The 23,593-nt window shown below is 40.4% G+C and carries 24 protein-coding genes, 1 tRNA gene and 1 pseudogene; 13 read left to right on the top strand and 13 right to left on the bottom strand.

Annotated elements, in window-relative coordinates:
- Window positions 1–132 precede the first annotated feature (132 nt).
- Window positions 133–423: a type II toxin-antitoxin system RelE family toxin gene (locus HJG39_RS16755; protein ID WP_268410979.1), complete on the bottom strand. Its 291-nt coding sequence runs from the start codon at window positions 421–423 to the stop codon at window positions 133–135.
- Window positions 413–661, bottom strand: a complete 249-nt coding sequence (locus HJG39_RS16750) for a type II toxin-antitoxin system Phd/YefM family antitoxin (protein ID WP_140055900.1) — start codon at window positions 659–661, stop codon at window positions 413–415. The genes HJG39_RS16755 and HJG39_RS16750 overlap by 11 nt, the downstream gene beginning before the upstream one ends.
- A gap of 127 nt (window positions 662–788) precedes the next feature.
- Between HJG39_RS16750 and HJG39_RS16745 the strand changes: the two genes are divergently transcribed.
- The 5 genes from HJG39_RS16745 to HJG39_RS16725 all read left to right on the top strand — a co-directional run bounded on the left by HJG39_RS16745 (window position 789) and on the right by HJG39_RS16725 (window position 4,448).
- Window positions 789–1,343 carry a hypothetical protein gene (locus HJG39_RS16745; protein WP_268410976.1) on the top strand — a complete coding sequence of 185 codons (555 nt, stop codon included), beginning with the start codon at window positions 789–791 and terminating at the stop codon, window positions 1,341–1,343.
- Between the two features lie 124 nt (window positions 1,344–1,467).
- Entirely contained in the window at window positions 1,468–1,962 is a 495-nt protein-coding gene (locus tag HJG39_RS16740; protein WP_268410973.1) for a DUF2726 domain-containing protein, read from the top strand.
- Between the two features lie 607 nt (window positions 1,963–2,569).
- Window positions 2,570–3,805, top strand: coding sequence for a site-specific integrase (locus HJG39_RS16735; protein WP_268410969.1), 1,236 nt, complete (start codon window positions 2,570–2,572; stop codon window positions 3,803–3,805).
- Window positions 3,806–3,856: 51 nt separating this feature from the next.
- Window positions 3,857–4,168 carry a type II toxin-antitoxin system RelE/ParE family toxin gene (locus HJG39_RS16730; protein ID WP_268410966.1) on the top strand — a complete coding sequence of 104 codons (312 nt, stop codon included), beginning with the start codon at window positions 3,857–3,859 and terminating at the stop codon, window positions 4,166–4,168.
- Entirely contained in the window at window positions 4,161–4,448 is a 288-nt protein-coding gene (locus HJG39_RS16725) for a helix-turn-helix domain-containing protein (protein ID WP_268410964.1), read from the top strand. Before HJG39_RS16730 ends, HJG39_RS16725 begins: the two co-directional genes overlap by 8 nt.
- 86 nt (window positions 4,449–4,534) lie before the next feature.
- Here HJG39_RS16725 and HJG39_RS16720 read toward each other — a convergent pair whose 3' ends face one another.
- From HJG39_RS16720 to HJG39_RS16700, 7 genes are all read right to left on the bottom strand, one after another.
- A complete protein-coding gene (locus HJG39_RS16720) occupies window positions 4,535–5,767 on the bottom strand; it encodes a His-Xaa-Ser system-associated MauG-like protein (protein ID WP_268410962.1) in 1,233 nt (410 codons plus the stop codon).
- Window positions 5,767–6,132, bottom strand: coding sequence for a TIGR03982 family His-Xaa-Ser system protein (locus tag HJG39_RS19450; protein ID WP_442781037.1), 366 nt, complete (start codon window positions 6,130–6,132; stop codon window positions 5,767–5,769). The genes HJG39_RS16720 and HJG39_RS19450 overlap by 1 nt, the downstream gene beginning before the upstream one ends.
- Window positions 6,129–6,692, bottom strand: a complete 564-nt coding sequence (hxsA, locus tag HJG39_RS16715) for a His-Xaa-Ser repeat protein HxsA (RefSeq protein ID WP_268410960.1) — start codon at window positions 6,690–6,692, stop codon at window positions 6,129–6,131. Before hxsA ends, HJG39_RS19450 begins: the two co-directional genes overlap by 4 nt.
- A complete protein-coding gene (gene hxsC / locus HJG39_RS16710) occupies window positions 6,689–7,789 on the bottom strand; it encodes a His-Xaa-Ser system radical SAM maturase HxsC (RefSeq protein ID WP_268410957.1) in 1,101 nt (366 codons plus the stop codon). Before hxsC ends, hxsA begins: the two co-directional genes overlap by 4 nt.
- On the bottom strand, window positions 7,782–9,185 hold the full coding sequence (gene hxsB, locus HJG39_RS16705; protein ID WP_268410956.1) for a His-Xaa-Ser system radical SAM maturase HxsB: 1,404 nt from the start codon (window positions 9,183–9,185) through the stop codon (window positions 7,782–7,784). The genes hxsC and hxsB overlap by 8 nt, the downstream gene beginning before the upstream one ends.
- A gap of 2 nt (window positions 9,186–9,187) precedes the next feature.
- Window positions 9,188–9,448: a His-Xaa-Ser system protein HxsD gene (gene hxsD, locus HJG39_RS19445; protein ID WP_442781036.1), complete on the bottom strand. Its 261-nt coding sequence runs from the start codon at window positions 9,446–9,448 to the stop codon at window positions 9,188–9,190.
- A gap of 230 nt (window positions 9,449–9,678) precedes the next feature.
- Window positions 9,679–9,927, bottom strand: a complete 249-nt coding sequence (locus HJG39_RS16700; RefSeq protein WP_268410953.1) for a hypothetical protein — start codon at window positions 9,925–9,927, stop codon at window positions 9,679–9,681.
- Window positions 9,928–11,199: 1,272 nt separating this feature from the next.
- Between HJG39_RS16700 and HJG39_RS16695 the strand changes: the two genes are divergently transcribed.
- Window positions 11,200–12,183: a hypothetical protein gene (locus HJG39_RS16695; RefSeq protein WP_268410950.1), complete on the top strand. Its 984-nt coding sequence runs from the start codon at window positions 11,200–11,202 to the stop codon at window positions 12,181–12,183.
- A 146-nt stretch (window positions 12,184–12,329) separates the two neighbouring features.
- Window positions 12,330–12,560, top strand: a complete 231-nt coding sequence (locus HJG39_RS16690) for a helix-turn-helix transcriptional regulator (RefSeq protein ID WP_268410948.1) — start codon at window positions 12,330–12,332, stop codon at window positions 12,558–12,560.
- 74 nt (window positions 12,561–12,634) lie between these two features.
- Here the strand turns inward: HJG39_RS16690 and HJG39_RS16685 are convergent.
- Window positions 12,635–13,594 (bottom strand): annotated as a pseudogene (locus HJG39_RS16685) (integron integrase).
- 356 nt (window positions 13,595–13,950) lie between these two features.
- Between HJG39_RS16685 and HJG39_RS16680 the strand changes: the two are divergent.
- The 3 genes from HJG39_RS16680 to HJG39_RS16670 all read left to right on the top strand — a co-directional run bounded on the left by HJG39_RS16680 (window position 13,951) and on the right by HJG39_RS16670 (window position 15,631).
- Entirely contained in the window at window positions 13,951–14,364 is a 414-nt protein-coding gene (locus HJG39_RS16680) for a hypothetical protein (protein ID WP_268410947.1), read from the top strand.
- A 131-nt stretch (window positions 14,365–14,495) separates the two neighbouring features.
- Complete coding sequence (locus HJG39_RS16675; protein WP_268410944.1) at window positions 14,496–15,173, top strand: hypothetical protein; 678 nt, start codon at window positions 14,496–14,498, stop codon at window positions 15,171–15,173.
- A 68-nt stretch (window positions 15,174–15,241) separates the two neighbouring features.
- Window positions 15,242–15,631, top strand: a complete 390-nt coding sequence (locus HJG39_RS16670; RefSeq protein WP_268410942.1) for a hypothetical protein — start codon at window positions 15,242–15,244, stop codon at window positions 15,629–15,631.
- A 323-nt stretch (window positions 15,632–15,954) separates the two neighbouring features.
- Here HJG39_RS16670 and HJG39_RS16665 read toward each other — a convergent pair.
- Together HJG39_RS16665 and HJG39_RS16660 are read right to left on the bottom strand one after the other, a co-directional pair.
- Window positions 15,955–16,031: transfer RNA gene (locus tag HJG39_RS16665), tRNA-Ile, on the bottom strand.
- Window positions 16,032–16,349: 318 nt separating this feature from the next.
- The gene (locus HJG39_RS16660; RefSeq protein WP_268410939.1) at window positions 16,350–17,249 is read right to left on the bottom strand and encodes an NAD(P)-dependent oxidoreductase; all 900 of its coding nucleotides are present in this window, start codon (window positions 17,247–17,249) and stop codon (window positions 16,350–16,352) included.
- Window positions 17,250–17,507: 258 nt separating this feature from the next.
- On the opposite strand from HJG39_RS16660, the gene HJG39_RS16655 reads away from it, so the two are divergent.
- A complete protein-coding gene (locus HJG39_RS16655) occupies window positions 17,508–19,967 on the top strand; it encodes a TonB-dependent receptor plug domain-containing protein (RefSeq protein WP_268410936.1) in 2,460 nt (819 codons plus the stop codon).
- A 320-nt stretch (window positions 19,968–20,287) separates the two neighbouring features.
- Here the strand turns inward: HJG39_RS16655 and HJG39_RS16650 are convergent, their stop codons facing one another.
- Window positions 20,288–20,545, bottom strand: a complete 258-nt coding sequence (locus tag HJG39_RS16650) for a helix-turn-helix transcriptional regulator (RefSeq protein WP_268410934.1) — start codon at window positions 20,543–20,545, stop codon at window positions 20,288–20,290.
- Between the two features lie 938 nt (window positions 20,546–21,483).
- Between HJG39_RS16650 and HJG39_RS16645 the strand changes: the two genes are divergently transcribed.
- Complete coding sequence (locus HJG39_RS16645; RefSeq protein WP_268410932.1) at window positions 21,484–21,744, top strand: OadG family protein; 261 nt, start codon at window positions 21,484–21,486, stop codon at window positions 21,742–21,744.
- 36 nt (window positions 21,745–21,780) lie between these two features.
- On the top strand, window positions 21,781–23,592 hold the full coding sequence (oadA, locus tag HJG39_RS16640; RefSeq protein WP_268410929.1) for a sodium-extruding oxaloacetate decarboxylase subunit alpha: 1,812 nt from the start codon (window positions 21,781–21,783) through the stop codon (window positions 23,590–23,592).
- Window position 23,593 lies beyond the last annotated feature (1 nt).

Below are 23,593 nucleotides of genomic sequence, written 5' to 3'. Positions count from 1 at the left end.
AAATATTTGGCGTATCACAAATTGTTTGGTTTATTTGGTTGGGTATATGTTTACTAACCGAGGAAAATGCTAACAAGCAAAATCAGGCGGACGCGTAATCGCGCCGCTGTTTTGAGCGTTGTTATATCGCGATCAATCATCTAGTCGTTTCATAGCTTTTTGGTACACATCGCTACGTTCGCGTTTTCCGACAGCTAAGACGGTTACAATGATGACATCGTCTTCAACTTTATAGACTAGGCGGTAACCCGATTGGCGAAGTTTAATTTTATACATGTTATCAGCGCTAGAAATCTTTGATGCTGGAACATGCGGATTTTCTAAGCGTTCAATGAGCTTTTTCTTAAATTGTTGTTGCAGAGTTGAGCCAAGCTTTTTCCATTCTTTGAGTGCGCTCTTTTTAAAGTCGAGTTTATAGGTCATCAATATTTACCGAAATGCTTTCTTCAGATTCACGATCTTTAGCAATAGCCAACAGCTCAAGATCTTCGAGTCTATCCATCATCATTTCGTAAGCTTCAGCAGGTACGCAATAAAATGCTGGTTCATTTCGGTTTAGTACTGCAACTGGTTCGCCATAAGCACTAGTGGCAACTTTCATAGGATTAGCTTTTAATTCAGTAATGCTTGCAGCAACATCGGCTAAAATTCTAGTGGTCATGTATTCGGTCTCTTAAATGGTCTTTATTCGGGCTATTTTAGCTTCAATAAAGCGATATAACAAGAGAGCTTAAGACAGACTGCAAACGCGAGGCGGCTTTAGTTTAAATTGGTTTTATGTGTTTACGGTGGTAATTTTAGGTTCAGTGGGGCGTTTGCAGCCACTTAGCTTAGCGTTAGCAGTCCAAGGAATTGAGATTATGAGCCATAAATGTAAAGACTTTTTAATCGAAATATCGGCTTCAGGTCTTGTTAACTGGACTGGGGAAGAAGACGAAAATTGTATTGCTAATCCTTATTTAGTTTTGGCATTAAACTTACTAGATATTACTATTGATCCCGTCAATCTCTATGATCGATTTTTTAGCAACACAAAGTGTGGCCGAGGTGATGTTTATTTGTATCAAAATCACCACAAAGTACCTAGCTACTTTGCTATTGATATGTACCGAGGGTTAACTGATCAACTTGATGTTATTCAGATAGCTATTCGAGCAGAAACTAATTCAAGTCAAGTAAAGGTTGCTCTTAGAGGTTTTATTGATACTGTTGAAAATCAGTTTTGTTACGAAGAGTCTAGTATATCGTCAAGGGTAAATGAGCTGATTGATCTGAATTCTTACCCAAAAGAAATTGAAGAAAGTGGTTATAAACAACATATATGTGAAGTTAAAGGCTGCTAACAAGGCTGTTAATTGACAGCTATTCCGTTGCTCGTTTTTGCGCTTTTCGCAACGTTAACGCAAAATCAATCAACTACATAGCTGCAAATTACAGCGGCGTTAAACGTATAAAAAGGAAGATTCCGTGGAATGGATAATCATACTCGCAATAATTATTATCGTTATTGCGTTACTCTCAAAAGGTGCTGTAAAAGGTCATTCATATCAAATTAAAGGCCCACTATTTACACCTGCCGAGCGCTCGTTTCTCGGCATACTAGATTCAGCCGTCTCAGACAAATATCGCATATTTGGTAAAGTCAGAGTTGCCGATGTAATGTCTCCTAAAAAAGGCATGGACCGTAAAAACTGGCAAATAGCATTTAATAAAATATCAGCTAAACACTTCGATTACGTTTTGTGCTGCAAAGACACTCTTAAAGTAATTGCAGTAATCGAACTAGATGATAAAAGCCATAAAAAGAAGTCATCGCAAACCAGAGATAAATTCTTAGAGTCAGCATGTGATTCAGCAAATTTAAAACTAGTGCGTTTTCCAGCCAAAGCCAGTTACGTAATTAGCGAAGTAAGTGAAGTTATTGAAAACACAATTAATCCTCCAGAACCAAAAAGCGTTTAACAAGGCCAGTCAGCATCGCTCCCTGCGGTCGCTGGACCTCGTTTCACTCGGCCGTTGCTGGCGGCGTTTCTATAACTCCCTTTGTAAAGCCTAAACGAGTGTATCCCTGACACTCTTTTAGTCCATAATCAGTCTTTTTTTCTCACTCAAAATAAATGAGCTAACGCACCGGATGAGGCAGTAATGCCGTCGGTTTTCATGCTGGTGTGATTACGGGTCATTCTCGATGATGGGTTAGAGCTGATGTTTTATGTATTGGGTGGTTAATAGCTCGTCTGCTACACGGCAAAAAGCGTTTTTATTTTGCTACATATTTGCTACATGGGGAAGGTTGAAGAAGATTTTGTTAGTATTCACTACGCTTGAAAGCATTGCTAGAAATGGTGGCCCCACCTGGACTCGAACCAGGGACCTAACGATTATGAGAAATAAAAATATTCTTTTTGTCATAAATGCCAATGAACTTTGATGAACAATGTTGAAATTATAAATCCATTAAAAACAAATAGTTAATGTGTCTGTTTTTATTCTTGTTTGTTCATCACGGTTCATGTAGGCATAATTCTCTTGCTATAAATATGCTATAAATAATTTTTTGGTAAGGGAAATGGCAAAGAGAGAGAAAATTACGAATACAAGCGTAAAAGCGTTAATCCCTGAAGATTGGCGTTTGAACGATACAGAGATTCCCGGTTTTCATGCGTTAATATCTAAGGCTGGGAAGGTCTCGTATTACCTCTACTACCGAGTTAACGGAAAGCAAGCAAATTATAAAATCGGCGTTCATGGTCAGATAACGCCAGCCCAAGCCCGAGACATTGCAAAAGTAAAAGCCGGTGAGGTGGCAAATGGGATTGATGTTCATAAGGAAATGAAACGTTCTAGGCGCGAAACTAAAGAGGGTAAAAGCGCTATTCTTGAGATTTTCCTAAACGAAAAATACCTTCCGTGGCTGATGACCCGCAATGCCCGCACCGCAGAAAAAACGGTAAAAGTCATTAAAAAGGGCTTTTCAAGCTTCTTAAAGCGACCGCTTTCTGAGATCACCGCTTTTGATATCGAAAAATGGCGTAACGAAAAGCGAAAAATTGGAATGAAACCCGCTACGGTGAATAGCTATGTTAATCCGCTAAAAGGGGCTATGAGTCGTGCTGTGGAGTGGGGAATTATTAAGGAACATGACCTGAATAAGGTTAAATCTTTAAAAGTTGATAATGCGGTTGTTCGTTTTCTGTCAGAGAATGAGGAATGCTCGATACGAAAGGCGCTTCGTGAAAGAGACTCGCGAATAAAAGCTGAAAGAGACAGCGGAAATCAATTTAGGGAAGCGCGTAATTACTCGTTGTTACCAGACCTTAAAAAGCGGCAATTTGTTGATCACTTGGAGCCCTTGGTTTTACTAGCCATGAACACCGGAATGAGGCGGGGCGAGTTATTATCGCTTGAATGGTTCAATGTGGATTTAACAAATAGAGTGATCACAATCAAAGGTGAAAAAGCTAAATCCGGTAAAACACGCCATATTCCACTTAATGGAGAAGCCCACACTTCGCTTTCTTCATGGCGCGAGATTAATCCACAATCTACCTATGTTTTTGAGGGGGAACAGGGGAAACCAATCACGGATATTAAAAAGGCTTGGAATAACCTGTTAGAAGCCGCAAATATCAATAATTTTAGATTTCACGATCTGCGCCACCATTTCGCTAGCAAATTAGTTATGGCAGGTGTTGACCTTAATACGGTTCGTGAGCTTCTCGGGCATGGCAATTTGGAAATGACGCTTCGATATGCTCACTTAGCACCAGAGCATAAAGCGGCGGCGGTTAATCTGATTGGTTAATTTAAGTTGTAATTTCATGCGGCATTGCCGTATAGTTAAGGGAGTATATTAGTGATTTTTATTGAAACTAGTCACTTTACTAAGCTGTTACCGGATTATCTGGATGATGAGGCGTTTAGGGGATTGCAATCCTATTTACTGCAAAAACCTGATGCTGGTGACATTGTTAGAGGTTCCGGTGGTGTTAGAAAAGTAAGGTGGGCTGCCGATGGTAAAGGCAAAAGCGGTGGTATTCGCGCTATTTACTATTGGAAAAAGTCTGAAGATGAAATTTGGCTTTTGACCATTTACAGCAAATCCGAGCGAGCAACCATTGCAAGCCATGTGTTGAAACAAATAGCTGAGGCAATCGACGATGAGTAACAGAGATATTGGTTTAGAAATACTAGAAGGTATAAAAGAAATCAAGGCTCATAAAAAGGGACAAGTGAGCCTAAAAACAACTGAGCTTTCGGAGCCTTCACCGCCAAAAACGATCCGTAAGAAAATGAACCTATCACAATCCGCTTTTGCTGGCTTACTCGGCGTGAGCCTAAGAACTTTGCAAGATTGGGAACAAGGCAGAAGAAACCCTCAGGGTTCGGCTATAGCGTTGTTGAGAATAGCCGAACAACATCCTGAAGTGTTTAGTGATTTGAGGTAAATGGTAATAGACAAAGCGGATGATAAAAGCTATCAAAGAGAGTTACTCTTTAATTGTATTAGTACATATTAGTCTTTAATAAAATACTAGATTGCTTCCAGAAATGATATTAACTGATCGAATTCTTCTTTAGTGAACATATCAATATAAGATAGCATTTTAGATCTGCTTGATAATATCCTGCCGTAGCTATACAACTCCTTTTCTGTCCATTCTTTATTCTTGAAAAATGGCATGGGATTTAAATGGAATAGAACTATTTCATCCAGTGTTTGAAACGCTCCGTTGTGGCCATAAGGTTTTGTTTTTGATACGTTTAGCAATGATGGTGTTTTGAATTTAAATCTATCTTCATAATTTAAAGATATTTCTGAACGGCCTAAGTCCTGACCATAAATACTAACTCCAAATTCTCCTTGTGGTGTCCCGATTGAGTGAAAATTGAAGTCGCTGAATAAATCCCCCTGATGACATGAAACGCAACGCCCTTTTCCATAAAACAAAAAAGCGCCTTGTTTTTGCTGCTCGGTAAGACTCTCTTTATTACCTCTGACATATTGAGACCATTTATTTTCTACGCAATTTTCTTTATCTATTAAAAACGCGCTGATAGCATTCCCAATGTCAGAGAGTTTCAAATTTTCAGGTTCAATTTTACTACCAATGAATATTTTCCTAAGTTCGTCCCATTCATCCCCTTCAGATGTGGAAATTTGTTTTCGAAGAAAAGAAGTTGCTTTGAAATATCGATCTTCGTAATAAGAATCATTAATCGAAATCATTTCATTTTCTTGAGTATTTTCTAATAGCCCTAGGAATTCATCTCTAGCAAGGATTGGTAGTACAGATGCGAGAGCTAGAGGGGAATGAAAACCTTTTCCTTTCCCATCACCAATAATTGAAACGATTCTTTCACTCTCCACTTCAACTTTCCCATCCCAAAAGTAGGTTTTATAGTTAGAATGTCCTCGCCCCGCGAGAGTGAATGAGTTTCGTGGAACTAAAATACCTTTTCCATGTTTTAATCTGTTTACTCCCTCCCCATGTCCACCAACACCTACTGAGATTGGAAGACCATCAACTCTATTCAGTTCTTTTAAATGGCATGTAGAGCACGAAGTGTCCTGTCCACCGCTTAAAAGTTTACTTTCAAAAAGAGCTTCCCCTAGCGGAGAAAGTAACGGATCACTTGGTTGAGTGATGTTGCAATTAAAGCCTTGAAGGCCGTAAATTTCTATTACTTTGTCTAGTTTAAAATCAATACTACTAGCAAATATCCTGAATGGAATTATCAGAAGTAGACTAAAAAATAATCTCATTATCTTTCTCTGAATTTATGATGTATGGCAAGCTCTTCAGCTGGTCTTTGGTGGATTTCTAAGGCGAGTAATCCAAGGCTCGATAGCCTATGTTCAGATATGCCGCTAGCTAACAATTTTTTTCTTACTCTGTCGTAATCGTGACAATCTATTAGCTGAAGTTCACTTGATTTCTTGAGAGCCTTGTTATTTTGCTGTTCGATATACCAATTGCTGTCCATTGCTAGGGCGCACTTTAATGTTAACTCTATATATCTCGATTTATTTGTATGAAATACATATTCAGGGATTAGGAATGTGTTTGATAGATATCCGATCGTGAGTAATATTACACAAACTTTAAAGGTAACGTTTAAAGCTCTCATTGAACTAGAATACCCAAAGAGTTTAGTACTTCTATATCTAATGTTTCTTTTTCATTTTGGCCTACGGAAGCCCTGTATTTATTCAGTGCTTTTCTGGTCTGCGGCCCCATAATTCCGTCTAACTTTCCGGAGTAAAAATTAAGTGCTTGTAATGTAAGTTGAACCCTTAGAATGATGTTCTTGCGCTTTTCAGAATCAGACATAATCGTTTTTAGTTCAGATCCGCCAGAGATAGGAATAGTAGATTTTGGTCTTGCAGGTTGACCTAGCGGATCTGATGGGGACTGTGTTGGGTGAGAGCTGGGACTTGGAGTAGATCTCACGGGGGCTTTGTATGAACCTCCAGAAGATGAACGATGTGAGCCGTGACTCGCATGGGATGAATGGCTTCTATGACCCGCGAGGTAAATCGGTAATTCACCTGTGTTTACAGGGGCGGTTTCTATGTCATTAATGTAATTAAAGCTACTATTTTGCTCTGTCGCAATAGAGTCGCTAGAGTGGGTGCTGATAGCCGCAAAACCAGTAAACATTTTTACAAGGTTATTAAATTTTTTCATAATATCTGTCCTAATGGTTTAACTTCTATATTTTTTGTAGAAGTGAAAAATCCACCACACTGTTCCTTTTCGACACAGTAATTACAGTTACTGGGAAATGTGTTTTTCCAATCACTAATTGATTTTTTTGAGTATTTGTATAGAGAACTATTTAAATGACAAAGAGGATAATTAAATAGGGATATTTCGGTGCCAAACCTGTTACCTAATTGGCACGCATTTTCTAGTTCATCAAGATATTTATCCGGTTTGACGTACAAGTTATTCCAGTTTTTCTTAGCCCACCCCGTTTGCTCTAAATTCATGATTGAGATGCGAGTTATAGAGTTTAGGCATGTTAATGCCATCTCGACAATTGCGGAAATTTCACAGTAGTTTTGTTTGGTTGGGATTACTCTTATTTCTATTGGTAGACCCATATTTCCGGCATTAATTAAACCTTTTACTGTATCATTCCATGCCCCTTCTTTGTTCACCAAGTAATCATGTATCCTGCTTGACGTTGAATATAAAGGGATGCCTATTTCTACATCTCTTAATTTTGCCGACTCTATAAACCTCTTGGTGAAAGCCTTATCTTTAAATGCTCTGCCATTCGATAGTATGTGTAAGGGAGTTTTATTTTTAAATTCATCCAATATCTTAAAGAAATTAAAAATAGAGCTTTGATCGAGTAAGGGCTCGCCGCCTGAAATACCAATAACATGATGAGAGTTAAACGAAACTATGGATTGAGCCGCAAAAGCAAACAGGATTTTGTCATCTATTTTTCTCGGGGGTTGTGAGCAAAAGTGACATAAGTTGTCACATTGTTCAGTCACTAACAGAGTGTTTGCATTGGCTTTCTTACTAAGAACAATTCGAATTTTTCCTCGACCATCTGCAAATGCGATGTCGCCATGTTCAGCCCATTTATCAATAAGTGGACACCATGCCACTGTGCTTGATTCATCAGTCTTGCTATTTCTGTCGATGATTAACTTTGGTATTGGAAGATTGCTCAATTCGGGGGCAGGTTGTTTCAATATTTGAACAGGGCCGAAAATGTTCTTTAGTTCTTCCAAATAAAATACATCGGGTCTTAATGCTTTAGTCATTTAGCCACCGATCAAGTATTCTTTTATGTTCAGTCGATTGTATTAGTTCAAAAATGAAATCGAATATGCTTTTATGTAGCTCACAGAATCTAGATAAGCTTTTATCTCCAATAGGTTCACCAAATTCTTGAAGGTGATAAATAGGATCAGAGCCACAACTATTTTGATACACACAATCTGAACAGGCTGGGATATCATCGTTGAAGGAATGCTGTAATAAGTGTTCGGAGAGTTTTAAATCATACTTGCGGCTTTTAATATTTCCAATAATTAGCTCGTCCGCACCATACTTCCGGTAAACCATCCTAGCTTCATCCGAACCAAATATATTGCCATTGTAATCAATTAATACACTGTTTTTTGAGTACCCTGCTGGTGACATTAAATCTACATAAGTCCCTCCCGCAGCATTCATGATTCTCTTATAATGTATTAACAAAAAATGCTCTATGATTGTATGGCCTGATAAGTTTTCACGTAAAATTCTATGAATCAGTTTTTTATAGAACTGCATGAATTCTTCTATTGATAGATCTTTAGCCTGTTTCTTAATTGCAAAGCCATAGGAACTTACTGGCCTTACAAATAGACCTCTTAACCCCAAGGCTATGTGTGTATCAACTAATTCGTTGTGATCGCTTAAGCCATCATTAGTAACTGTTGTAACAGTACCAATTTTATCTTTCCCTAATTTATTACTTATCCGTTGGATATTTGCCAAAACTGTTTCAAAAGAGTCTTTTGTATTGAGTTTTCTGTGTTTATTGTGAGCTCTTTTTCCGACATCAATGCTTGTTGAAAAGCTGATGTTTTTTCCTTTGCACCACGTGATGATTGGTTCGCTAATGAGGGATAAGCTTGAGGCAATAACAAGACTGAAATTTTTAGCACCTATAGCCATTAATAATTGATTATAAAACTCTTGAATGAATGAAAATGCTAAAAGAGGTTCTCCACCCTGAAATTCTATCTTGTAAGGTGGTTTTTCAATCTCTTGGATAAATTTAATCAATGAAGGAATATGTGATTTTGATAAGTCAAATCCTTCTTGATCAGCGTTGACTCTACTCACTTGGCAATAGGAGCAATGATGATCACAACGTAATGTAGGAACTACCATGATGAGTTTAGGGGATCTTAAATCCTTATTTATTCCCTTACTAAATGCGGAAGTAGTTAATTGTACTTTGCTTTCAAAATCGTCCGTTGAAGATATAAAAAGCTTATGCTCAAGTACTTCTAATAGTTCCTTATCAGAGCATGTCTTATGAAGGAAAATGTCTTCTAGGCATTTTTGGTTAGGCAGTACATGAAAAATGTTGGCTAAGTTTGAAATGACCGTCTTACCGTCGTTAAGCCTTCTGAAGTTGATTGGAAGCTGTTTATAGTCTTCCATGCCTATATAAAACCTTGAAGAGATTTTTTGATGATTGCGGCTTTCAACTCATTGGAGTGGGAGTCTAATTTTTCTCTTAAAATGTAGTCATTAAGATGTCTATGAAATTTTGCGGTGAGTTCCGCGGAATCCGCAATAAGCAATTTTATACTCCATACGTCGTTGTTTTCTTCTAATATCCATTCACAATCCCGACTAAGCCAGTAAAGAGATTTTCTAATAACTAATTCAGAATATTTTGATTTAGGTAGAGTAATGAGCATTAGTTTGTCCATTTGGTGTGTTAATGGTGCTCGGGTGAGCTAACACTATTATCCCGTTCGAGTGTTAAATTTCGAACATCATTTCAATGATTCGGACTATTTATAATGAATGATATTTTATAGGTAATATGAATTACCTTTCAAGGGGTTATTTGTTTGAGTTTGAGAAAGTGGATTGAACAAGGAAAGCAACGGCTTAATGCTTTCCTTAATTATTCTACAATGGCCTATTAAGCCTTAAAGATCACTGTTTCGCCCTCGTTAGCTCTAATGCCTTCAAGTTTGTTTATTTCGTGTGTTATCGCGTCTTCGGTACATTTTAAAATCAATGATAGTCCGTGGTGTAGTGCTGGTGATGGCTGTGCATCGGATAAGGCTAGATTTGTGTGTAAGTCTTGAATAAAGGCCAGAATGGTTTGAATGTTGATTAGTGTATCTTCTGTGTGAGCTTCAATAAGCGAATTATGACTAAATGACATAGTTTTACTCTTGTGCAAAGTTTTATGGGAGCCTACCGCCCAAGGTTCCAATCTTGGGTGGTAGGCCGTACCGAGTTGGAACTACCGCGCACAAGGGACGGCCACCCGAAGGTGCCCGATACGACCTACCATAGAAAGTACGCCGCGAAATACCTGAGTATTTCTCGGTTACTTGTGCGCTTCGAGGTTCCAAACTCGACCCGATTTCTCGGGCGCATTTATTCTCTCGCTGGCCTTTGGATATGTCAAACGGCTTTTCAAAGATTAACGGTTTAAGCGAAGCCGAAACTAAGAGGGCTGTTTGCGCACTTTGACCTAGTAGGCTTGCTTGGCGGCCTAAATTTAAAACTTCAATTGGCCTGTGTTCCATGTATTTAGCGGTTTAGGCCGAAACTAAAAAAGCCGTTTGTGCGCTTTGGCCTAGTAGGCTTGCTTGGCGGCCTAAATTTAAAACTTCATTCGGCCTGAGTTCCACGTTTTTAGCGGTTTAGGCCGAAACTAAAAGGGCTGTTTGCGCGCTTTGGCTTAGTAAGTTTGCTTGGTGGCTCAAGTTTAAAACTTCATTCGGCCTGAGTTCCACGTATTTAGCGGTTTAGGCCGAAATTAAGAGGGCTGTTTTAGCGCTTTGGCCTAATAGGCTTGCTTGGTGGTTTAAATTTAAAACTTCAATTGGCCTGAATTCCACGTATTTAGCGGTTTAGGCCGAAATTAAGAGGGCTGTTTGTGCGCTTTGGCCTAATAGGCTTGCTTGGTGGTTTAAATTTAAAACTTCAATTGGCCTGAATTCCACGTATTTAGCGGTTTAGGCCGAAATTAAGAGGGCTGTTTGCACACTTTGGCCTAGTAGGCTTGCTTGGCGGCCTAAATTTAAAACTTCAATCGATTTGAGTTTCACGTTTTTAGCGATTTAGGCCGAAATTAAGAGGGCTGTTTTAGCGTTTTGGCCTAGTAGGCTTGCTTGGCGGCCTAAATTTAAAACTTCAATCGGCCTGAGTCCCATGTATTTAGCGGTTTAGGCCGAAATTAAGAGGGCTGTTTGCGCACTTTGGCCTAGTAGGCTTGTTTGGTGGATCAAATTTAAAACCTCAATCGGCCTGAGTTTCACGTTTTTAGCGGTTTAGGCCGAAAATCATCATTTCTAAAGATACTTAAATTGGTCGACTGTCTTCATGGTTGAAATTTGTTCACTTTTGTTCAGGTCTTACCCTCTCTAATTCCATTGTTTGAATTATGAGCATTTGTTGTTAACCCAATATTTCGAGTTGTCGCAGTATGGAAAAGGAATATTACCGATTAGATGAAGTTGAGCGCCGGTTCGGTCTGCGTTTTGAAGATCTTAAATATCTAGTCCAAGAATCTAAAATCACTCCTGTTTTTTACCTTCAAAATCAACAATACATTGTTGGTAGTTGGTTTAAAGGCAAAGGTTTTGTGGCTCATGCAAGCGTTTTTTATAAAGGGCTGGTGTACCTTAACCACGATACGCAGCTTACGTTAATTAACGAAGGGCGGGTTAGGGCGCTTGAGTTTGGCTTGGTTAAACCGCAAAACATGCAGCATATTAATACAGCCTACCCGTTTCGAACGCCTACGCCGAATACTTTTATGAATTCATGGGAGCCTTTGCAAAAACAAGCGTTACTTGAAAAGCCTATTGGTGCGCGGCTCTTCCCAAAAGAATCAATTAACCTGCTAGAGCTGGTTGGTTCGTTGATAGAAGGCGTTGCGGAAGTATCACAGAAAGCGAAGGAATATAGCGCACTTGAAAAGAATGGCAGCATTACTTTTGAGCCAAAATCTGATTCTGAAAAATTTGAGATTAAAGACCAAAATCAATTGCTCAAAACAGCAGATATTTTGATTTTGCATCAAGATTTAGTCCGCTTAGGTTTTGTTAAAAAAGAGCCAAAAACTATCAGCAGTGCACCAATTCTTATCGAAGCAAAAAGCGCTGAAAATGAAGCGCAGAAACTTCCAGCCCCTACAAATCCGAAAAAGCGTTCAAACCAACTTACCGAACTTTTAGAGCGAATATTAATAGCTAACCCTAAAATCAGCGCAAAGGCAGCGTGGCGCGTGTTGGAAGATGAAGTTTCAAAAGACATAGACGAGCGACTTTATGATGTAGATGCCATTTTAAAAGATGTATCGAATACAGAGATCGCGTGGCAAAGCCGGTATGGCAATTCTTCTATTACTAAGCTTTCAACCTTTGATGGCGCGGTTTCTCGGGTGAGAAAGCGGCTTTCAGCTTAAGCCAAATAGCTATCTAGCTTATTCGCAAAATCATCATTTTTGCAAATAAGCTTCCTCGACTTGTGATAAAGCTTATTCGCAAATTTCGTCTTGTTAACTTCGGTGTTGTTGATTCACAATCTATTTCAAACAACACGAGGAAAACGATGGAACAAGAACAACCTACAAACAAACGCGCCTATTCAGAAATTGAAGCGTCCTTTTACATCGGTATGAGCCGATCCTTCCTACGGCAATCCAGAATGGAAGGTAACAGGGAAAGCCGGACACCAGCACCAAGGTTTATTAAAATCGGGCGGTCTGTTCGGTATTTAAAAGAAGATCTGGATAACTGGCTTGATGGATTTTTTAAACAAAGCCATTTAGGGGAAGCTTAAGCTTCCCTTTGTCAAAAATCCATTAGCATGTCTTGAATAGCACATCAGAATTTGAATGCCGAATTGGCTTTTAATCACCAGATAAGCTTATCTAAAGGGCTGTTAGTGCCATTGAATCGAGTACCAATAACGTGTGTGTAAATTTCAGTCGTTCGCACATCGCTATGACCAAGCAGATCCTGAACGGTTCTTATATCTGTCCCATTTCGTAATAATTGTGTTGCGAACGAATGACGAAACGTATGCGCAGTAATGCGTTTATTAATCCCGCTAGCAATAACAGCGGCGCGTAGATTTTTTCTATAGGCAGTTTGATGAATGTGATGTCGACAAATATAAGCATCATGGGGATGTTCACAGCGCGTAGAGGACGTGAACAGATATTGCCACGCTACATCCTTTGCAGCGTTACCGTATTTCCTGATCAAGCTAGGTGGAAGTGAGGTTAATCCAAACCCGTCATCTATATCTCTTTTATGCACTTGTTTTGAAAGTTCGATTTGTTGTTGAATTGGCTTTATGAGTTTTTCAGGAAGTAGGGTATATCTATTTTTCCCTCCTTTTCCTCAAAATATAAATATCGTTTTGTTCGAAAAATCAATGTCTTTTATTCTTAAGCGCAGAGCTTCATTGATCCGCATTCCAGAGCCATACAGTAGCGCAGTGATCAATTTATATTTTCTTTTCATCAGGCTAATGATGATACCAGCCTCATTAGCATCTAATACAGTTGGCATTCTCTTTGGCTTTTTAGTAAGCGAATAGCTAAGCCCAATAATTTCACGCTTAATAACGTATTTGTATATAAAAATGAGAGCGCATAAGGCTTGGTTTTGTGTTGCTGCACTGACTTGACGGTTCAAACTGAGGTGGCTGAGGAATTGTTCAATTTCAGCGTTAAAGAGGTCTTTGGGATGTTTCAGATCATGAAAGCGAATAAAGCGTCTTATCCACGCTAAATAGGATTTTTCGGTTTGTAGGCTGTAGTGCTTGACTCTTAATTCTGCCCGCACGGACTCAATAAATAGCGACATGTGATTCCCTTCAACATTTCTGTATGTATATACAGTTATAATGGGTGAGTGCGTATTTAACAACTATTTTTCTTCCTTTTACGCAATCCAGTGCTCGGTTTCATCAACAAAAAATTTATAACTTATTGATTTTAAATAAAGTAAAAATTGAAGTGAAAATTTACAGGGACCTGTATAAATCCCAATTCTCGCTTTCTCCAAAATTTTGCTTTAATAAAATACTAGTAACTTGGTTTAAGCTGTTGCTAGTATTGGCAAAATTTTAGAATGTTGAATTTTTGGTATGGATTTAAAAGTGGGCATACCGAGAATTCGCAGTAATATACTGTTATACGCTATGAGCATCAAGGATTGAAATGCAGTTTAAAAAACCAAAATATCTTCTCGTCACTCAAGAGTTAGGGTTTAAATTACCATTAGCTTGGTGCTTATCGGCTCTTACAATTGGCATTCTTACTCAAGAAATAGCGGCAGCAATCTTCATTTCCATTGCGTCCTTATTCCTAGTTTGGCTTACCAGCAAACTTGCCAGCTTTTTCTTCAGTTTCCAAGAACACAGCGGCATTTTAAAAAATCATGTTTACGATAACGTTATAAAAGCAATTTGGTTTGTCTCTCTGTTCGGCTTCTTAATTAATTTCTTTAAATCCCTGCTGTTTAACGTTGGTAGTGAAGCATTTTTCGGCTGCGTATTTTCTATAGTTTATTTCGGGTTCATGCTTTCAGCATCAAATCGTTGGGGTATGCACTTCGTTGAAAAACGCGTATAACAAACCGCTGTAGTCGGTCGCAAGCTCCCTGGGACAATAACACGTGGGCTCAGTCGCTTCGCTCCAATTTTAGCCCACGTGTTATTGCCCCTAAGCGGGGTGTTAACTTCACATACCAATCATCGAGTATTATGAATACAACGGAAAGAAGAGAGTTTTACGAAAAACTATATTTCCATGAACTTGAAGTTAGGGAAAAGCTTGAAGGTCGGCTTAAATTGCCAATGACAATTTTTGCGATTGTTACTGCAATGGTATTGTTTTTGTTCAATGAAATTATTGTTAAAAAGTCATTTGAACCAGACGCATTTTTCTTAACAATTTATGGAGGTGGTGTTGTTGCTCTAGTCGTATTTATTTTCTTTTTCGTAAAATCTTGGTATGGATACACCTATAAAATGGTTCCAAATGCAGTTGTAATTGAAAACTACTTCCAAGAAATTAGCGAACATTACAATGAAGTGGACGCGGAGCATGCTGAAACATGGTCAAAAGAAGCCTTCGAAGAATATTTACTTTCAACTTTTAGGGATTATGCCGCTCATAACACAGTAAACAATGACCGAAAATCATACAATTTATACAAAAGTATCACAGCATTAATTATTGCATTTTCACTTTTTGCAGTTGCTTATTATCCCTATTACAATTTCATTCACCAGCAGAGCAAGGAAAGTTACAATGCCGCAAAAACCACCACCGCCACCGCCGCCACCTGCAAGGAGTGTCAGGGGAGACAAACCACCACCTCCACCAAGACAGCCGCCGAAACCGAGCAAAAAGTGAAGCTAACAAGTGGTTCCAGGTGACGCCTACGGCGCACCTGAACCAAGCGTTAGTTGCCAATGGAGCATTCAATTAATTAAGGAGAATAAATATGGGTGAATGGTCACAATTTTTCGAAGACTTTCCGGAAGAAAATCCAGCTAACTATGTTGGTGGGGTTTTCAATCCTCAAGAAGCAAAAAAAATTAGAGAGCTTCAGCAAAAACAAGAGACAGCATCAAGAGCAGCTACATCTGAAGTTAATGCGATGATCGCAAAAGCTAAAAAGGATACAAAAGCTCGTTCGTTACTCTTAGTTGAAGACTGTCCACAATGTGGGCTAAAAGAGCTTAATACCTATAAAATTAGTGATAAATTTTATCTATGTGAATGCCAAGATTGTGGAATCTACGGCAAAGGAGTAAATCACGAACAGGCTTTAAAACACACCTCGGATGCAATTGGTGAATTTAAAGATTGGCGTGAAGGTTCTGAATTCTAGGCAACTAACAAAAAATTCATGTGGGACTGCTAAAGCTTGGCTCGGTTCCGCTTTGCTACACAATTTTAGCCAAGCTTAATACGCCCGCATATTGCGGCGTTATTGCTCCCTAATATTCCATTTTAAAAAACCTTCTCAACTTTATTTAGCTGCATCTGCTACACCAAAACCGTTTTAAGGCTGCTACATATTTGCTACATGAAAGTTTCCTAACAGCTCATACTAAGCCAAATCACGCCCTTTACGCTGCTATAAATGTGCTATAAATAATGTTTTTGGAAGATTTTGTTAGTGTTCACTACGCTTGAAAGTATTGCTAGAAGTGGTGGCCCCACCTGGACTCGAACCAGGGACCTAACGATTATGAGTCGTGCGCTCTAACCAACTGAGCTATAGGGCCTTTCTGTGATGCGTTTGTTGTTTACTTGCATTTTGCTGTACAAGATAACAAAGCGGGGCGAAGTATAAGCAGTTTTTTTCGACTTGTCACCAATGTTAGTATCAACTGCATATTTTGTGATCAATTCACTTTTTAGTTATTCGATTATTGAGGCTTTCTGCCTCGATGGTGCGCTAATCCACGTTAATTTTGTTTAGTGACTTCCTATATTAATGTCGTGGCGAATTGACCGTTATACCTTGGTCGTTGAGACGACCAAGGCGTTTATTGAACACTATAATTTGTTTGAGTTGGGATTCTTTTCTTACTGCGGCGGCTTTATTTGTTGTGGTGCAGCTTTTCAAGCACGGCAATAAGGCTGGAGGTGTCCCAGCGCCCGCCACCAATGGCTTGCACTTCACCGTAAAATTGATCGACTAATGCAGTCAATGGCAGGTGTGTACCGTTTCTTCGGGATTCATCTAGCACAATACCTAGATCTTTACGCATCCAGTCAACAGCAAAGCCAAAATCGAATTCGTTTTTTACCATGGTTGAGGCGCGGTTTTCCATTTGCCACGATTGCGCTGCGCCTTTGGAAATAACCTCAACAACGTCTGTTGTGTTTAGGCCGCTGGCTTTCGCAAAATGCATGGCCTCGGAGAGTCCTTGCAATACGCCGGCGATACAAATTTGGTTAACCATTTTGGTGAGTTGTCCATTGCCTACATCACCAAGTCGCTTGCACATTTTGCTAAAGCATTGAATGACTGGCTCGGCTTTCGCGTAATCGTGTTCCGATGCTCCAACCATCACAGTTAACGCGCCATTTTCTGCGCCAGCTTGTCCACCAGATACAGGTGCATCTATAAAACCGATGCCTTTTTCTTTGGCAATGACATTGAGTTCTCTTGCAACAGCCGCAGACGTGGTTGTGTGGTCGATAAACAAACTCCCCGCTTTCATGCTTTGAAAGGCACCGTCATTGCCCTGTGTAATTTCGCGCAAATCGTCATCGTTACCAACACAGGCGAATACCATTTCAGCGTGATTTACTGCAAGGCTTGGGGATGTTGCATATTTAACATCAAATCCTTGTGTTTTGTGCTCTTCAACCCACTTTTGTGCCTTTTCGGTTGTGCGATTGTACACAGTGACTTGGTGTCCGGCTTTTGCAAGGTATCCCGCCATTGGGTATCCCATCACACCTAAGCCGAGAAATGCGAGTTTCATGCTCATGATTGATTCCTGCCTGCTATGAAATTGGAGAAAAGGAAGGTATCAGGCTTCGTGCTGTTCGCCTAGTTCCTATTGATAAAATGGTTCAGTTTGCCTTATTAATGTTCCCAATTTATTAAAAAAAGAGAAAAAAGAAGTTGACTATGGCACAATGCTGGCAAAAAAAGTGCTCATATTCAGTTTTGAAGCACATTTTACTGATTCCAGGTATTTATTTTTATAAAGAAAATTAACTTTAACCAACAGTAGGATGAACACATGGTACGTTATAAGCTTAATCCAATAGTGCTAGCTGTTACCGCATCATTGGTTGCTCCAATACCAATGGCTTTTGCACAAAACGCTGACAAGAATATTGAAACAATCTCAATTGTTAGCCGTAGTCCAACCCCTCGTTCTGTCGATGACTCTCCGGTTCCCGTTGATGTCTTTTCCGGCGAACAATTTAATGCATTAGGAAATGCAGCAGATATTACCGACAACCTCAAATCTTTGGTGCCTTCTTATACGGCAACGCCTGCTACTGGTGATGGAAGCGCGTTTGTGCGTCCAACGTCACTGCGTGGTATGGCACCAGACCAAACACTTGTTTTGGTAAATGGTAAGCGTCGTCACCGCTCAGCATTAGTTCACTTTTTCGCACCAGCGGCGGGTAACGGTGCTCACGGTGCTGATATCGGTATGATCCCAAGTATTGCGTTAAAATCCGTAGAGGTGTTACGTGATGGTGCGGCGGCTCAGTACGGCTCAGATGCCATTGCCGGTGTCATGAACTTCCGTATAAAAGATAACGATGAAGGTGGCGAAGTTATCTTGCAATACGGTCAGTATTACGCGGGCGAAGACAGCATCAAGTTTGCAGCTAACAAAGGCTTCGCTTTCGGGAATGATGGCTTTGTTAATGTGAGTCTTGAGCATACCGATAACGATGCGTTATCTCGTGGTATTCAGCGTCCAGACGCACAAGCACTAATTGATGCAGGTATTACAGGCGTTGGGGCAGATTCTCCATTCGACGATGCTCCACTTGCACAAACGTGGGGACGACCGGAAACTAGCGGTACTCGTCTCTTTATCAATGCAGGAATGAAATTAGCAGAAGACGCTAACCTATATCTCCACAGTAACTATGGTGATACAGAAGGAACATACCGCTTCTTCTACCGTCCAGGTAATACCGATGCGGCTGCTGAGCTTGCGGATCCAGCTGGAAATCCAGGTGGGTTGCACAGCAGTTTAGCCACCTTATTTGAAGACTTTGGCTACCGTGGCGATTTACTGTTGACGGGTTATACGCCGTTCCTTGATGGCGACCAAAAAGACTACAGCCTTGTTGTGGGTGTAGAAGGCCAATTCTCAAATGGGGTTAACTACGATTTTAGTGGTTCTTACGGCTTGAACGAATTGGATTACTTCCTGCACAACACAACTAACCCTTCTCTTGGCTTAGGTGGCGACGGCGAACCATTGCAGCGTAACTTCGATGTGGGTGGTTACGAGCAAGAAGAAACTAACTTTAACGCCGACTTTAATATGCCGCTAGGCTTGGATATGTCGTTGGCGTACGGTGTTGAATGGCGTGAGGAAACTTACACGGTTAATCCCGGCGAAGAAAATTCATACATTGGCGCAGGTTCAAACGGCCTAGGTGGTTTCCGTCCAGAAGATTCAGGTGAATTCAGCCGAAGAAACTGGGGTGCATATGTAGAAGTTGACCATGATCTTTCTGATAATTGGTTAATGCAATATGCGTTGCGTTTTGAAGACTTCTCCGATTTTGGTAACACGACAAACTGGAAAGTGGCAACGCGCTATAACATCACGGATGACTTTATTTTCCGTGCGGCCGTTTCTACTGGCTTCCACGCTCCAACGCCGGGTCAGGCAAATGTTCGTACTACCATCACTACCTTTGATGGTGCAACAGGGCGTCAGGTTGAAGAAGGTTTGGTTCCTTCAACAAGTGAGCTTGCAAGACGCGCTGGCGGAACGGAATTAAAAGAAGAAGAGTCAGACAACTATAGTATTGGCTTTACCGCCAGATTCGGTGATAACACCAGCTTAACGTTAGACTTCTATCAGATTGAAGTAGACGACCGCATTTACCGTACGGGTGACATCCAAGTTCCGATAAGCGATGAGCAGGGCGCACCAGAAACGACTATTTCTTTCTACACCAACGCATTGGATGTTGAGCACAAAGGTTTCGATTTAGTGCTTACCTCTGAGTATGATTGGAGCAGTAGCGTCAGCACAGATTTCTCTTTTGCGTTCAACTACAACGAAGTTGAAATTGTAGGTCAGCGAGAAGTTGGTGGCGAATTTCCAGTAAACGCTGCAACAATTGAAGATATTGAGAATAACTTCCCGAATGAGCGCTTCGTGTTAAGTGCATTAACGCATATTGGCGAGAAGTGGTCTTATCTAGTGCGAGCTAACTTCTACGGTGAGCATTACGATGAGCGCGGTACAATTGACGCTGAAGTTCAACCAAGTGCAGAAATCGATTCCATCGTTTATGTTGATATGGAAGTGAATTATCAATACAACGACAACTGGACTATCAGCCTTGGCGCAACCAACATCTTTGATTCATTCGTAGATGAGATTGGTGAAGACTTCTCTAATCGCTTGGGTGTTGGCCTGCAATATCCTCGTCGAAGTGCTGCTAACTACGAAGGTGGTTCTTGGTACTTGAGAAGCTCTTACAAGTTCTAAATCAATTGCTATCACTGTAAACAGTAAATTGACAATATTTAAAGGCTCCTTCGGGAGCTTTTTTATTAACTTTGATTTGAATCTAAGAATGCAACTAATGCTTGGGTTAGGCTAAGCAACGTTGCTAAAAGAGAGAAAGTGAATACGACGAATAAAAAAACTCAGGGACAGGGTTGTGAGGTCGTCACAGTAACGCTTATGGTGCGCCTTGAGTTAAGAGTAGGTCGCAGCACAGATAACACTGTACCGCAGCGTTGAGACAGGCTCACCTTATGCTCAATAACAAAGGTTATTGATTTTGGACGAGGCCGTCGACAACACTACAGTTTTAAAAATTGCATAATGTAATCAACAAACGTGTGCTTAGTGTGGCTTGAAACTTTTATATGACAAGCTTTCCACCAACGACGCACAATATCCAATTCCAAAGACTGAATGGTTCTTGGGTGTTCATTTTCAATTGCGATAATTGTTTCTCGACTGATATTAACTCGACGAGCTAACTCAGCTTGAGTAAATCCTGCTTCTTTGCGAATTCCACGTAACAACTTTCCACTAAATGTATTGACAGTTTCCATGCATCGGCCCTCTTGAATATTTGGATCTAACACAAATGTCCTTGTAGGTAAAAATAGTAGCCGATGTTTCTGGATTTACAAGAGTACAGCAGGAGTTTTTTCAGAAATTTTGCAAAATCTGAAAATAAAATGGGCAGGTTAATTTACCTGAAAGGTCCGAGCGACATAGCCTACAGCGATATTTTTGGGTTAGCTAATTACCCGAAAAAAAATTAAATTTTTAACACTTTGTTACATTTAGCGTTCAAAAATCGGCCTTTCTGTTGGCTTTTAGGTAAATTATATTCCTCTTTTATTACTTAAGAGTTACGTTCTCATTAAATCCTAAGTATGTCTACCCGTCTTTAGGTATGTGATTTCATTTTTTACCGTCGACGAGTTGCCAATATTTGCGATGGAATGCAGAAGGAGAGTTTTAGCTCAATATTTAAAGGGCTTTCAAGTATGGAGCGAGAGGCGGTTAAATTATTTCATATTCTTTAAATTGTGATTTTTATGTTTTTATATTTCTAAATTTTATAAAAAACAGGAGAGCTATATCATTGGTAAAGCCCTTTCTAATGGTTAAAGGCGGGTAAAGGTATGTAATGCCTATACGTTAAGTCGTGATTCCGATAAGTCTAGTGAGATGTGTAAAAAAGGTAACGAAGTGAAACGCGTTAACGGTTTAATATACTTATGTTATGACTTTCAAATTTACGACTTTGCGTTTTCTTATACAAGAAAGTTACGGTTTTCAGTAGTGCAAATAAATGCATGTAATATTCACTATTTTTTCTACAAATGAGCTTGTTATTCCAGTTTTTAAAAAGAGTTATAACATTGCCGTATTCAAAAGAAGCTTTCGTTTTAATGCCTGTCCCTCTCGCCCGTTGTGTTTTAAAACTCGCCGTGGTACTTATCTGAATCTCTTAAATTAATCGTTTGAATGAGCACTTATGCAAGACTCTGTTTTCACGCTTTTAAATGAATCACTTTGGCTTTTGTGTATTGGTATGGCCGTGGTGTTTTTATTTCTTACATTGTTAATCGGTGCTATCAAACTTATTAAAATGCTTTGTTATGAAGAGCCGAAAGTTCAAACAACCCCGAATTTATCGGCAAACCAACAAAACGCAGATAATGCTGTTGAGGGAATTGCTCCTAACGTTGTCGCAGCCATCACCGCTGCGGTGCATCAGCACAGACAATCAAAATAACAATATTTGCTTTTAGTTTTTTCGAAGGAGCACGCTATGGCTAATCCATTGGCTATTACTGAACTGGTGTTGCGTGATGCTCACCAATCGTTGCTTGCAACGCGTTTACGTTTAGAAGACATGCTGCCCATTGCAGCGAAACTTGATCAAGTCGGGTATTGGTCGATGGAGTCGTGGGGAGGAGCCACATTCGATTCCTGTATTCGCTATTTAGGGGAAGATCCGTGGGAGCGTATTCGGGCTTTGAAAAAAGCTATGCCCAATACCAAACAGCAGATGTTGTTACGTGGTCAGAATCTGCTTGGTTATCGTCATTACGCCGATGATGTCGTCGAAAAATTTGTGGAGCGGGCACACACTAATGGAGTGGATGTATTCCGTATTTTCGATGCCATGAATGATGTGCGCAACCTCGAAACGGCGATTAAATCTGCTATTCATGTTGGTGCCCATGCACAAGGCACCATTTCTTATACTGTTAGCCCCGTTCATACCATGGAAACTTGGCTTGATTTTGCCAAGCAATTGGAAGATATGGGGGTTCATTCTATTTGTATTAAAGATATGGCTGGGCTGCTTAAGCCGTATGAATGTGAAGAACTGATCACGAAACTTAAAGCAACCGTGAGCGTGCCTATTGCCATGCAATGTCATGCGACCACTGGCCTAAGTACAGCCACTTACCAAAAAGCAATTGATGCCGGTATTGATATGCTCGATACCGCGATTTCTTCGATGAGTATGACTTATGGTCATAGCGCTACGGAAACGATGGTGTCGATTGTGGAAGGCACAGAGCGAGATACGGGATTAGATCTCACCTTATTAGAAGAAATAGCAGCTTACTTCCGTGATGTGCGTAAAAAGTACGCTAAATTTGAGGGTAGTTTAAAAGGTGTTGATTCGCGCATCTTAATTGCCCAAGTGCCGGGCGGAATGCTCACCAACATGGAAAACCAGTTGCGAGAGCAAGGGGCCGAAAATCGGCTAGATGAAGTGCTACAAGAAATCCCTCGCGTTCGTGAAGACCTTGGCTTTATTCCTTTGGTGACACCCACCTCTCAAATTGTGGGAACACAGGCGGTACTAAACGTACTTACTGGCGAACGATACAAGAGCATCACCAAAGAAACCGCTGGCGTGCTAAAAGGCGAATACGGTGCAACGGCTGCGCCAGTGAATGCTGAGTTGCAAGCTCGTGTACTGGAAGAAAATCAAGAAGCGATTACCTGCCGTCCCGCAGACAAGCTACAAGCTGAGCTTGATAAGCTCACCGCTGAGCTGCATGAAGAAGCTAAGGCGAGCAATATCCGTTTAGCTGATGAAGTGGTTGATGATGTACTCACCTATGCATTGTTCCCGCAAATAGGCTTGAAATTCCTGCAAAACCGAGATAATCCAGACGCCTTTGAACCGGCGCCGAGCACGGATGCGCAATCTGCCGAAGAAGTCATCGGAGCCTCTCAAACACAAGTCGCTAGCAGTGATGTGGGAAGCTATTCGGTTCGTGTAGATGGCAAGGTGTATCAGGTGGAAGTCGCTGAAAGCGGTGCCTTGGAAAATATCACGCCTGTTAATCAGGAGGCTTCGCCAACAACTCCTGCGACCACGCCAAGCGTACCAGCAGCGAGTGCAGGTCAACCGTTAAATGCGCCGCTAGCAGGCAATATCTTTAAGGTTAATGTTCAAGTTGGTACACAAGTGAATGAAGGTGATGTTGTGATCATCATGGAAGCCATGAAAATGGAAACCGAGGTACGCATTCCTTTCTCAGGCACTGTGGCGGCTGTAATGGTGAAACAAGGCGACAGCGTGCAAGCAGGTCAGGCATTGTTATCGGTAGGATAAA

This window comes from Alteromonas sp. a30, from assembly GCF_026788005.1.
Taxonomy (GTDB): domain Bacteria; phylum Pseudomonadota; class Gammaproteobacteria; order Enterobacterales; family Alteromonadaceae; genus Paraneptunicella.
Note: the sequence above shows the minus strand (reverse complement) of the source record. Positions and strands in the feature narration are given on the sequence as shown.

Coding starts and splice junctions, on each gene's coding strand:
- hxsB (WP_268410956.1), bottom strand. CDS start 9,185: ATGGAAGACTATAAACAGCTTCCAATCAACTTCAGAAGGCTTAACGAC.
- HJG39_RS16695 (WP_268410950.1), top strand. CDS start 11,200: ATGGAAAAGGAATATTACCGATTAGATGAAGTTGAGCGCCGGTTCGGT.
- HJG39_RS16680 (WP_268410947.1), top strand. CDS start 13,951: ATGCAGTTTAAAAAACCAAAATATCTTCTCGTCACTCAAGAGTTAGGG.
- HJG39_RS19450 (WP_442781037.1), bottom strand. CDS start 6,132: ATGAGAGCTTTAAACGTTACCTTTAAAGTTTGTGTAATATTACTCACG.
- HJG39_RS16670 (WP_268410942.1), top strand. CDS start 15,242: ATGGGTGAATGGTCACAATTTTTCGAAGACTTTCCGGAAGAAAATCCA.
- HJG39_RS16700 (WP_268410953.1), bottom strand. CDS start 9,927: ATGTCATTTAGTCATAATTCGCTTATTGAAGCTCACACAGAAGATACA.
- HJG39_RS16690 (WP_268410948.1), top strand. CDS start 12,330: ATGGAACAAGAACAACCTACAAACAAACGCGCCTATTCAGAAATTGAA.
- hxsC (WP_268410957.1), bottom strand. CDS start 7,789: ATGACTAAAGCATTAAGACCCGATGTATTTTATTTGGAAGAACTAAAG.
- hxsD (WP_442781036.1), bottom strand. CDS start 9,448: ATGCTCATTACTCTACCTAAATCAAAATATTCTGAATTAGTTATTAGA.
- HJG39_RS16650 (WP_268410934.1), bottom strand. CDS start 20,545: ATGGAAACTGTCAATACATTTAGTGGAAAGTTGTTACGTGGAATTCGC.
- oadA (WP_268410929.1), top strand. CDS start 21,781: ATGGCTAATCCATTGGCTATTACTGAACTGGTGTTGCGTGATGCTCAC.
- HJG39_RS16645 (WP_268410932.1), top strand. CDS start 21,484: ATGCAAGACTCTGTTTTCACGCTTTTAAATGAATCACTTTGGCTTTTG.
- HJG39_RS16660 (WP_268410939.1), bottom strand. CDS start 17,249: ATGAGCATGAAACTCGCATTTCTCGGCTTAGGTGTGATGGGATACCCA.
- HJG39_RS16735 (WP_268410969.1), top strand. CDS start 2,570: ATGGCAAAGAGAGAGAAAATTACGAATACAAGCGTAAAAGCGTTAATC.
- HJG39_RS16725 (WP_268410964.1), top strand. CDS start 4,161: ATGAGTAACAGAGATATTGGTTTAGAAATACTAGAAGGTATAAAAGAA.
- HJG39_RS16675 (WP_268410944.1), top strand. CDS start 14,496: ATGAATACAACGGAAAGAAGAGAGTTTTACGAAAAACTATATTTCCAT.
- HJG39_RS16655 (WP_268410936.1), top strand. CDS start 17,508: ATGGTACGTTATAAGCTTAATCCAATAGTGCTAGCTGTTACCGCATCA.
- hxsA (WP_268410960.1), bottom strand. CDS start 6,692: ATGAAAAAATTTAATAACCTTGTAAAAATGTTTACTGGTTTTGCGGCT.
- HJG39_RS16755 (WP_268410979.1), bottom strand. CDS start 423: ATGACCTATAAACTCGACTTTAAAAAGAGCGCACTCAAAGAATGGAAA.
- HJG39_RS16720 (WP_268410962.1), bottom strand. CDS start 5,767: ATGAGATTATTTTTTAGTCTACTTCTGATAATTCCATTCAGGATATTT.
- HJG39_RS16750 (WP_140055900.1), bottom strand. CDS start 661: ATGACCACTAGAATTTTAGCCGATGTTGCTGCAAGCATTACTGAATTA.